10 protein-coding genes are annotated in these 8,652 nt (G+C 70.8%); 5 read left to right on the top strand and 5 right to left on the bottom strand.

Going from position 1 to position 8,652, the window contains the following annotated elements; genetic code table 11:
• Positions 1–63: 63 nt before the first annotated feature.
• The 3 genes from ACFT2C_RS24190 to nadA all read right to left on the bottom strand — a co-directional run bounded on the left by ACFT2C_RS24190 (position 64) and on the right by nadA (position 2,535).
• Positions 64–609 carry an acyl-CoA thioesterase gene (locus ACFT2C_RS24190; RefSeq protein ID WP_377209631.1) on the bottom strand — a complete coding sequence of 182 codons (546 nt, stop codon included), beginning with the start codon at positions 607–609 and terminating at the stop codon, positions 64–66.
• Between the two features lie 106 nt (positions 610–715).
• Positions 716–1,306 carry a DJ-1/PfpI family protein gene (locus tag ACFT2C_RS24185; RefSeq protein WP_377209630.1) on the bottom strand — a complete coding sequence of 197 codons (591 nt, stop codon included), beginning with the start codon at positions 1,304–1,306 and terminating at the stop codon, positions 716–718.
• 14 nt (positions 1,307–1,320) lie between these two features.
• Positions 1,321–2,535, bottom strand: a complete 1,215-nt coding sequence (nadA, locus tag ACFT2C_RS24180; RefSeq protein ID WP_377209635.1) for a quinolinate synthase NadA — start codon at positions 2,533–2,535, stop codon at positions 1,321–1,323.
• Positions 2,536–2,585: 50 nt separating this feature from the next.
• On the opposite strand from nadA, the gene ACFT2C_RS24175 reads away from it, so the two are divergent.
• Entirely contained in the window at positions 2,586–3,200 is a 615-nt protein-coding gene (locus tag ACFT2C_RS24175; RefSeq protein ID WP_377209629.1) for a hypothetical protein, read from the top strand.
• Positions 3,201–3,341: 141 nt separating this feature from the next.
• Positions 3,342–3,695: an iron-sulfur cluster insertion protein ErpA gene (erpA, locus tag ACFT2C_RS24170; RefSeq protein WP_108495706.1), complete on the top strand. Its 354-nt coding sequence runs from the start codon at positions 3,342–3,344 to the stop codon at positions 3,693–3,695.
• Between the two features lie 149 nt (positions 3,696–3,844).
• Here erpA and ACFT2C_RS24165 read toward each other — a convergent pair whose 3' ends face one another.
• Together ACFT2C_RS24165 and ACFT2C_RS24160 are read right to left on the bottom strand one after the other, a co-directional pair.
• Entirely contained in the window at positions 3,845–4,078 is a 234-nt protein-coding gene (locus tag ACFT2C_RS24165; protein WP_377209628.1) for a sulfurtransferase TusA family protein, read from the bottom strand.
• Positions 4,079–4,112: 34 nt separating this feature from the next.
• A complete protein-coding gene (locus ACFT2C_RS24160) occupies positions 4,113–5,261 on the bottom strand; it encodes a cysteine desulfurase family protein (protein ID WP_377209627.1) in 1,149 nt (382 codons plus the stop codon).
• A gap of 340 nt (positions 5,262–5,601) precedes the next feature.
• Between ACFT2C_RS24160 and coxB the strand changes: the two genes are divergently transcribed.
• The 3 genes from coxB to ACFT2C_RS24145 are packed head-to-tail and all read left to right on the top strand — an operon-like array spanning position 5,602 to position 8,641.
• The gene (gene coxB / locus ACFT2C_RS24155; protein ID WP_377209626.1) at positions 5,602–6,513 is read left to right on the top strand and encodes a cytochrome c oxidase subunit II; all 912 of its coding nucleotides are present in this window, start codon (positions 5,602–5,604) and stop codon (positions 6,511–6,513) included.
• Complete coding sequence (ctaD, locus tag ACFT2C_RS24150; protein ID WP_377209625.1) at positions 6,513–8,243, top strand: cytochrome c oxidase subunit I; 1,731 nt, start codon at positions 6,513–6,515, stop codon at positions 8,241–8,243. Before coxB ends, ctaD begins: the two co-directional genes overlap by 1 nt.
• A complete protein-coding gene (locus ACFT2C_RS24145) occupies positions 8,240–8,641 on the top strand; it encodes a cytochrome c oxidase subunit 4 (protein ID WP_377209624.1) in 402 nt (133 codons plus the stop codon). The genes ctaD and ACFT2C_RS24145 overlap by 4 nt, the downstream gene beginning before the upstream one ends.
• Positions 8,642–8,652 lie beyond the last annotated feature (11 nt).

The raw sequence follows: 8,652 nt of genomic DNA, 5'->3' as shown, positions 1-8,652 counted from the left end.
GTCCGGATCAGCCTGGGGTTGGCCCAGGCAGATCCGGACAAGCGCTCTACTTCGCGACCACGCTCAGGCCTCGGCGGCGGCCGGGCGGTGGGCGACGTCGACGGCCCGCGCCCAGGCCGCGACGTCCTCGGGGAGCTCGGGGGAGGGCAGGTCCTCGCCGGTCGCGTCCCGGACCACCTCGGACGGCGCGATGCGGTTGCCCTTGCGGTCCAGGAACCGGCTGGCCACGATTCCGCGGGCGCTGAGCTGGCCGTCCCGCGTGAACACCTGCTCCAGGTAGAAGACGCGCTCGTCCCACCCCAGGATCCGGGTGGTGATCTCGAACCGCTCGAACAGCTGCAGGGACCGGCGGTACTTCATGGTCGACGCCGCGACCACCGGGGCCCACCCCTTCTGGCGGGCCACCGAGAACATGCCGAGGTCGGCGATCTGGTTGTTCCGGGCGACGTCCATCATCTGCAGGTACGTGCCGTTGTTGACGTGCAGGTACGAGTCGAGGTCCAGGAGGCCGACGCGCATCCGGGTGACCGACGGGTCGAGCAGGGTCTGTCCGGGGCGGGCCTTGCGCGGGAAGAGTCCGGACAAGGTGAGCTGGAGCATGCGAGCCATGCCTCGAAGGTTATACCGAGAACCCGCAGTATCGGATACCAGTTGTCCGACGCCGCGCGCGGCGGCGCCGACCCCCAGTCATCGACCCCCCAGGAGGCGGCGGGCGTCAGCTGTCCACGTGCTGGATCTCGAACCGGACGGACCGGGCCACCGCCGGTGTTTCCAGCCGTTCGACGAGGTGCAGCGCCATGTCGATCCCGGCGGCGACGCCCGCCGAGGTGACGACGTCGCCGTCGTCCACGTACCGCGCCTCGGTGTCCACGAGGATGCTCGGGTCCAGGTCGGAGAGCTCGTCGTAGTGGTTGTGGTGGGTGGTGGCGGGCCGCCCGGCGAGCAGGCCGGCCGCCGCCAGGGGCAGGGCACCCGTGCAGACGCTGGCGATGATCGGGGTCTGCTTGCGGATCTGGCGCAGCCACTCCAGGTGGCCGGTCTCGGTCAGCAGGCGCCGGGTGCCCAGCCCGCCCGGATAGACCAGGACGTGCAGCGGCCCGACGTCGTCCGCGCCGTGCGCCGGCAGGATCCGTAGCCCCTTCGCGAGCCGGACGCCGGAGCCGTCCCAGGAGAACGTGCTCACCGACGGCCGCAGCTGCGAGTGGGAGTCCCACTCCGCGAAGACCTCGAAGGGCCCCACGACGTCGAGCTCCTCCGCCCCGTCGAAGACGAAGATCCCGATGCGCAGCCCGCCGTTGCCGGTCATGTGGTCAGTCCGCGTCAGATCCCGGGGAGGGCGAGCATCTGGTCGAGCGCCACGCGCGCCCAGTGGGCGTCGTCGGCGTCCACGACTATGCGGTTCACCATGCGGCCCTCGACCAGCGACTCCATGGCCCACACGAGGTGGGGCAGGTCGATGCGGTTCATGGTGGAGCAGAAGCACACGGTCGAGTCGAGGTAGTGCACGTTCTTGTCCGGGTGCGCCTTGGCGACCCGGCGCACGAGGTTCAGCTCGGTGCCGATCGCCCACGAGGACCCGGGCTCGGCCGCGTCGAGCTGCTTGATGATGTACTCCGTCGAGCCCACGTAGTCGGCCGCCGTGACGACCTCGTGCTTGCACTCGGGGTGCACCATCACGTTGACGCCGGGCACCGCCGCGCGGATGTCGGTGACGTTCTGCTCCGAGAAGCGCCCGTGCACCGAGCAGTGGCCGCGCCACAGGATCATCCGGGCGTCGCGCAGCTCCTGGTCCGTGAGCCCGCCGTTGGGCTTGCGGGGGTCGAAGACCACGCAGTCGTCCAGGGACATCGCGAGCTCCAGGACCGCGGTGTTGCGGCCCAGGTGCTGGTCGGGGAGGAACAGCACCTTTCCGGTGCCGTCGATGCCGCCGACCTGGTCGAACGCCCAGCGCAGCGCGACCTCCGCGTTGGACGAGGTGCACACGGTGCCGCCGTGCCGCCCCGTGAACGCCTTGATGGCCGCCGACGAGTTCATGTAGGTGACGGGGATCGTCGAGTCCGCGACGCCGACGTCTTGCAGCACCGCCCAGGCCTCCTCGACCTGGCCGATCGCCGCCATGTCCGCCATCGAGCAGCCGGCCGCGAGGTCGGGCAGCACGACCTGCTGCTGGTCCGAGGTGAGGATGTCCGCGCTCTCGGCCATGAAGTGCACGCCGCAGAACAGGATGAACTCGGCCTCGGGGCGGGCAGCGGCCTCGCGCGCGAGCTTGAAGGAGTCGCCGGTGACGTCGGCGAAGTCGATGACCTCGTCGCGCTGGTAGTGGTGCCCCAGCACGAACGCCCGGCTGCCGAGGGCGGCACGCGCCGCGCGGGCCCGTTCGACGAGGTTCGGGTCGCTCGGTGCGGGCAGCTCGCCCGTACACTCCACGCCGCGCTCGGAGGCCAGGTCACGGCCCTGACCGAGCAGCAGAAGCGGGGACGGGGCAGGCTCTGAGAAGCCGGGGTGTTCAGCCAGCAGGGTGCTCACGGTCACCATCATGACACGCGGTGGTGACACCCAGACTTCGGCGGTGCGACGATGCCTGGGTGCACGTCCTGCTGCTTGCCGAGACCCTGCCCGACGCCGAGCGACTCGCCTCCGCGTGGCGCGCCGCCGCGCCCCATGTGCGGACTGAAGCGCGTGCCGTGCGGCTGGCGGGCTCGGCCGGTTCGGCCGCGAGTTCGGCCGCGGGTTCAGCCGGCCGGCCGGCCGCTGGACCGTCGGCAGGTCAGGCCGCCGCACCGGGCCACGGACCGGCCGGCGGGGGAGTGCTGCTGGCCGGGGCGGCGATCCCGGTGGGCCGGCCGGCCGCCGTCGGGCCGCAGGACGTCGGGCCCGCCCATCCCGGCCCGAGCGCGCCCGGTCCGGCGCCGTCCGCGCTGCCCCGGGCCGAGGGCGCCGCGCTCAGCGAGGCCGCCGGGCGCGCCGACGTCGTAGTGGCGTACGTCACGCGGCTCGACGGCGACGGGCTGCACCGCGGGGTGGTCGTGGAGGCGGCTGCCGCCGCCGCGCCGCACGCCGTCCCCGTCGTCGTGGTCACGGAGCGCAGCGAGGTGAGCAGGCGCGAGTGGTCGACGGCGGGCCTCAGCGGGGTGCACGAGGTGGCCGACGGCGACGTCGCGCGGGTGGCCCGGACGTGGACCCCGGCCTGGACGCGCTGACGACGGACAGGTGGTTGCTCACGCGGCTCGTGGGCGTACGATCTGAAAACAGACCGGCACACGGGAACAGACGGGCCGGCCGATGGGTTGGCACCGCTGAGACATCGACTACCGGTATGTCGAACACGATCGGGAGATGACATGACCGACACCACCACGGACATCGGGACCCACGGCGTCAACGTCACCGACGTCGCCGCGGGCAAGGTCCGTAGCCTGCTCGAGCAGGAGGGCCGCGACGACCTGCGCCTTCGCGTCGCGGTGCAGCCGGGTGGCTGCTCCGGGCTGATCTACCAGCTCTACTTCGACGAGCGGGTGCTCGACGGGGACGCGCTGCGTGACTACGACGGCGTCGAGGTCGTCGTGGACAAGATGAGCGTGCCGTACCTCGAGGGCGCAACGATCGACTTCAAGGACACCATCGAGCAGCAGGGCTTCACGATCGACAACCCGAACGCGGGCAGCGCATGCGCCTGCGGCGGGTCGTTCTCCTGATCGAAGTCTCTGCACGACGTTCTTTGCACGACGGCCGGGCCGGTCACCTTCGGGTGGCCGGCCCGTTCTGCTGCCCTGGTTGTGGGCGTGATCGTTGTGCCTGGAACGGGCGCGTAGTCGCAAAGATCGCGCCCGCAGCCCAGACGCGGTCAGGCGAGGCGGACCGTGATGGCCGAGCCGGTCCAGTCGCCCGTGTGCTCCCGGCTCGCGACGTGCTCGTGCCCGCGCATGCGGCACCACGCGGGCACGTCGAGCCTGGCGGCGGGATCGGTCGACAGGACGGTCAGCTCGGTGCCCGCGGGCAGCCCCTTCGCGGCCTCCGCGAGCCGGATCACGGGCAGGGGGCAGCGCAGCCCCCGGGCGTCCACCAGCGTGTCAGACACACCCGTCACCATAGTGACTCTCACGTCTGACACGTCAGAGGCCGCCTACCCCTAGCATGTCCCGCACCCTGGCTACGGCCGGGGGCAGGACGGCGCAGAAGCGGTCCACCTCGTCGGCGGTGGTGGTCCGGTCGAGGGCGATCCGCACGTTGCCGTGCGTGAGCACGCCCATCGCCGCCAGCACGTGCGAGGGCTCCAGCGTGCTCGCCGTGCACGCCGAGCCCGACCCGACCGCGAAGCCGTGCCGGTCCAGCTCCGTCACGAGCGCCTCGCCGTCCACGTAGAGGAACGAGAACGTGGCGACGTGGGGGAGCCGGTCGTCCGGGTCACCGACCACCTCGACGTCGGGGATGCGCGCGACCTCCGCGCGCACCCGGTCGACGAGCGCCCGGCGCCGGGTCTCCTGCTCGGCGCGGTCCGCCTCGACCGCCTGCAGCGCCACGGCGGCGGCGAACGCGAGCGGCACGCTCACGCCGCCCGGCGCCCACGGGTCCTCGTCCTCGGGTGACACCGCCGCCGTGCGGACGCGCTGCCGGACGGCGAGCACGCCGACGCCGGCGGGACCGCCCCAGTCCGCGGGGTCGGCGGCCAGGAGGTCCCAGGCCTGCGGCACCACCACGTGGCCGACGCTCGCCCCGGCGTCGACCAGGAGGGGGACGCCGGCGGCGCGGGCGGCGTCGTGCACCACCTCGACCGGCTGGACCGTGCCCACCTCGCCGTTCGCGTGCTGGAGCGCGGCCAGCGCGACGCCGGGCGCCCGAATCGCGGCGACCATCGCGTCGGCGTCGACCCGCCCGAGCCGGTCCACCCGGACGGTGCGCAGCTCGCCGGCGGCGCGGGCCGCGTGCAGCACGGCCGCGCGCTCGACGGCGCCTGCGACGACGGCGCTGCCCGCCCGGCGTCGGGCCGCGGTGGCCGACGCGACCGCCGCGTGGAGCGAGGCGGTGTGGCCCGGCGTGAAGTGGACCTCCTGCGTCCGGGCCCCGAGCACCGCCGCGATCGCCTCCCGGGCGCCGTCGAGCAGGCGGGCGGCGCGGCGGCCCTCGGCGTGCAGCCGGCGCGGGTCGGCCCAGCCGTCGGCGAGGGCCTGCTCGAAGGCCTGCCGAGCGAGCGGGTGCCACGGGGCGCGCCCGCCGTTGTCGAGATGCACCCGGTCGGGGGTGCCGGGGGTGGCGTGGCTCACACGTCCTCCTGCTGCTGCGTCCGGGTAGCCGGGGGTGCCGAGCCGGGCCCGGTCGCGGCGCCGACAGCGGCAGACGGCGCGCTGCCGCCGTCGTCCACCCGATCCTCGCACCCGTCGGTGCCACTCGCCGCCACCATCGTTCTGACACGACCTGGGCGCGTGTCCTGAACAGCGTCGACGGGTGCCCGAGGTGCGGAGTGCGTCACGTCCCGAGGGGCGCCTTCCGGGCATCATCAGCCCCCGGGGCGCGCTAGGCTGCATCCCATCGAGGACGAAGGTTCTGCGTGGAGCTCGGGAGGAAACCGGTGCGACGCGCCGGACGAGACGTGAAAGGCCTCCCTTGCACTCGAAGCCACCTACCCGCACCCGGCGGGCCATCCTGCGTGCGTCGGCTCTTGCCGGCGCAGTCGCAGTGCTGGCTGCCGGCTGCGCAAGTGAATCCGTCCAGCGCGGATACCTGCCCGGCTACAGCGACGGGGAGGTGACTGACCAGACTGCGCGCATCACCGATCTTTGGGTGGGCTCGTGGATCGCTGCCCTGCTGGTGGGCATCGTGACGTGGGGCCTGATCCTGTGGTGCATAGCGGCGTACCGGAAGCGCAAGGACGACCACCGGTTGCCGATCCAGACGCGCTACCACCTGCCGCTCGAGCTGATGTACACGGCCGTGCCGCTGATCATGGTGCTGGTGCTGTTCTGGTACACCGACCGGGACGTGACCGAGATCAAGACCGTGGACGGCACAGCCACCGAGCACATCCAGGTCGTCGGCAAGCAGTGGAGCTGGGACTTCAACTACCTCGACGCCGATGTCTACGACTACGGCGAGCACGAGGCCGACCCCGGCAGCGTCACCGCGGAGGACGAGCTCGACGGTGCCGTTGGCACCTCGACGTCCTTCCCGACGCTCTACCTGCCGGTGAACGAGACCGTGGAGTTCACCCTCGACTCGCGCGACGTCATCCACTCGTTCTGGATCCCCGCGTTCCTGTACAAGCAGGACATGATCCCGCACCGGACCAACACGTTCCAGGTGACGCCGACCCGCGAGGGCACGTACGCCGGAAAGTGCGCCGAGCTCTGCGGCGAGTTCCACTCCGGCATGCTCTTCAACGTGAAGGTCGTGTCGGCCGAGGAGTACGACGCCCACATGGCGGAGCTGGCGGCGAAGGGGCAGACCGGCGAGCTCGGAACAGACCTGGTACGCACGCAGGGCCCGGTGGATACTGATGAAGAGGAGGCTGGGCACTGATGGCCGCATCGACCACGACTGAGCTGATCCCGGGTCTGGCACCCGGGCGGCAGACGCTCGGCCGGACCGTCATCAAGTGGATCACGTCCACTGACCACAAGACGATCGGGTACCTCTACCTGATCTCGTCGTTCATGTTCTTCTGCATCGGCGGCGTGATGGCGCTGCTGATCCGGGCGGAGCTCTTCGAGCCCGGCATCCAGCTCGTGCAGAGCAAGGAGCAGTACAACCAGCTCTTCACGATGCACGGCACGATCATGCTGCTGCTGTTCGCGACTCCGCTGTTCGCGGGCTTCGCGAACGTGATCATGCCGCTCCAGATCGGCGCGCCCGACGTCGCGTTCCCCCGCCTGAACATGTTCGCCTACTGGCTGTTCCTGTTCGGCGGCCTCATGGTGACCGCCGGCTTCCTCACGCCGCAGGGCGCCGCGTCGTTCGGCTGGTTTGCGTACGCGCCACTGTCGACCACCACCTACAGTCCAGGGCTCGGTGGAGATCTCTGGGTGTTCGGCCTCGCGATGGCGGGCTTCGGCACGATCCTCGGTGCGGTCAACTTCATCACCACGATCATCACCATGCGCGCGCCTGGCATGACCATGTTCCGGATGCCGATCTTCACGTGGAACACGCTGGTCACCAGCCTGCTCGTGCTGATGGCGTTCCCGCCCCTGGCGGCCGCCCTGTTCGCGCTCGGCGCGGACCGGCGCCTCGGCGCGCAGATCTTCAACCCGGAGAACGGTGGCGCCATCCTCTGGCAGCACCTCTTCTGGTTCTTCGGGCACCCCGAGGTGTACATCATCGCGCTGCCGTTCTTCGGCATCGTGTCCGAGATCCTGCCGGTGTTCAGCCGCAAGCCGATCTTCGGCTACACGGGCCTCGTGTACGCGACCATCGCCATCGCCGCGCTGTCGGTGACGGTGTGGGCGCACCACATGTACGTGACCGGCGCCGTCATGCTGCCGTTCTTTGCCTTCATGACGATGCTCATCGCGGTGCCCACCGGTGTGAAGTTCTTCAACTGGATCGGCACGATGTGGCGAGGGAAGCTCACCTTCGAGACGCCGATGCTGTGGTCCATCGGCTTCCTCGTGACGTTCCTCTTCGGCGGCCTGACGGGCATCATCCTGTCGAGCCCCGCGCTGGACTTCCAGCTGTCCGACTCGTACTTCGTGGTGGCGCACTTCCACTACGTGGTGTTCGGCACCGTGGTGTTCGCGATGTTCGCCGGCTTCTACTTCTGGTGGCCGAAGATGACGGGCCGCATGCTGTCGGAGCGCCTGGGCAAGGTGCACTTCTGGATGCTGTTCGTCGGCTTCCACACCACCTTCCTCATCCAGCACTGGCTGGGTGTCGAGGGCATGCCGCGCCGGTACGCGGACTACATGCCGCAGGAGGGCTTCACCTGGGAGAACCAGGTCTCCACGGTCGGCGCGTTCATCCTCGCGGCGTCGACCCTGCCGTTCCTCTGGAACGTCTACATCACCTGGCGCAAGGCGCCGCGGGTGACTGTCGACGACCCGTGGGGCTACGGCCGCTCCCTCGAGTGGGCCACGTCCTGCCCGCCGCCGCGGCACAACTTCGCCTCGCTCCCGCGCATCCGCTCGGAGTCGCCGGCGTTCGACCTCCACCACCCTGAGGTCGCCGCGATGGAGCGCCCGGAGCTGTACCCGCAGCCGGCGCTGGCCAGTCAGACCACGACCCAGATCGCCGGCGAGGAGAACCCCAAGTGAAGATCGAGACCCGGCTCTTCCTCTGGGGGACGCCCATCTTCGTCGGCGCCGGTATCGTCTACGGCTTCATGACGGAGTGGACCGAGCCCGTCGGCTACCTCGGCATGCCGCTGGTCGGCGGCCTCGTGGCGATGATCGGCGCATACCTCGCGCTGACGGCCCGCCGGATCGACGCCCGCCCCGAGGACGACCCGAACGGCAACATCGAGGACGCCGCGGGCGACCAGGGCGTCTACGCGCCCTGGAGCTGGTGGCCGCTGGCGATCGGCAGTTCCGCGGCGATCTGCTTCCTCGGCCTGGCCGTGGGCTGGTGGGTGCTCTACATCGGCTTCTGCGTGGCGATCATCGCGCTGGTGGGCTGGGTGTTCGAGTACTCGCGAGGCATCCACTCGCACTAACCCTTTCGCAT

It is taken from the genome of Promicromonospora sp. NPDC057138 (genome assembly GCF_042670845.1).
GTDB lineage: Bacteria > Actinomycetota > Actinomycetes > Actinomycetales > Cellulomonadaceae > Promicromonospora.
The sequence above is the reverse complement of the archived record's forward strand: the minus strand, read 5'-3'. Positions and strand labels throughout refer to the sequence as shown.

Coding starts and splice junctions, on each gene's coding strand:
- ACFT2C_RS24185 (WP_377209630.1), bottom strand. CDS start 1,306: ATGACCGGCAACGGCGGGCTGCGCATCGGGATCTTCGTCTTCGACGGG.
- ctaD (WP_377209625.1), top strand. CDS start 6,513: ATGGCCGCATCGACCACGACTGAGCTGATCCCGGGTCTGGCACCCGGG.
- ACFT2C_RS24190 (WP_377209631.1), bottom strand. CDS start 609: ATGGCTCGCATGCTCCAGCTCACCTTGTCCGGACTCTTCCCGCGCAAG.
- erpA (WP_108495706.1), top strand. CDS start 3,342: ATGACCGACACCACCACGGACATCGGGACCCACGGCGTCAACGTCACC.
- nadA (WP_377209635.1), bottom strand. CDS start 2,535: ATGGTGACCGTGAGCACCCTGCTGGCTGAACACCCCGGCTTCTCAGAG.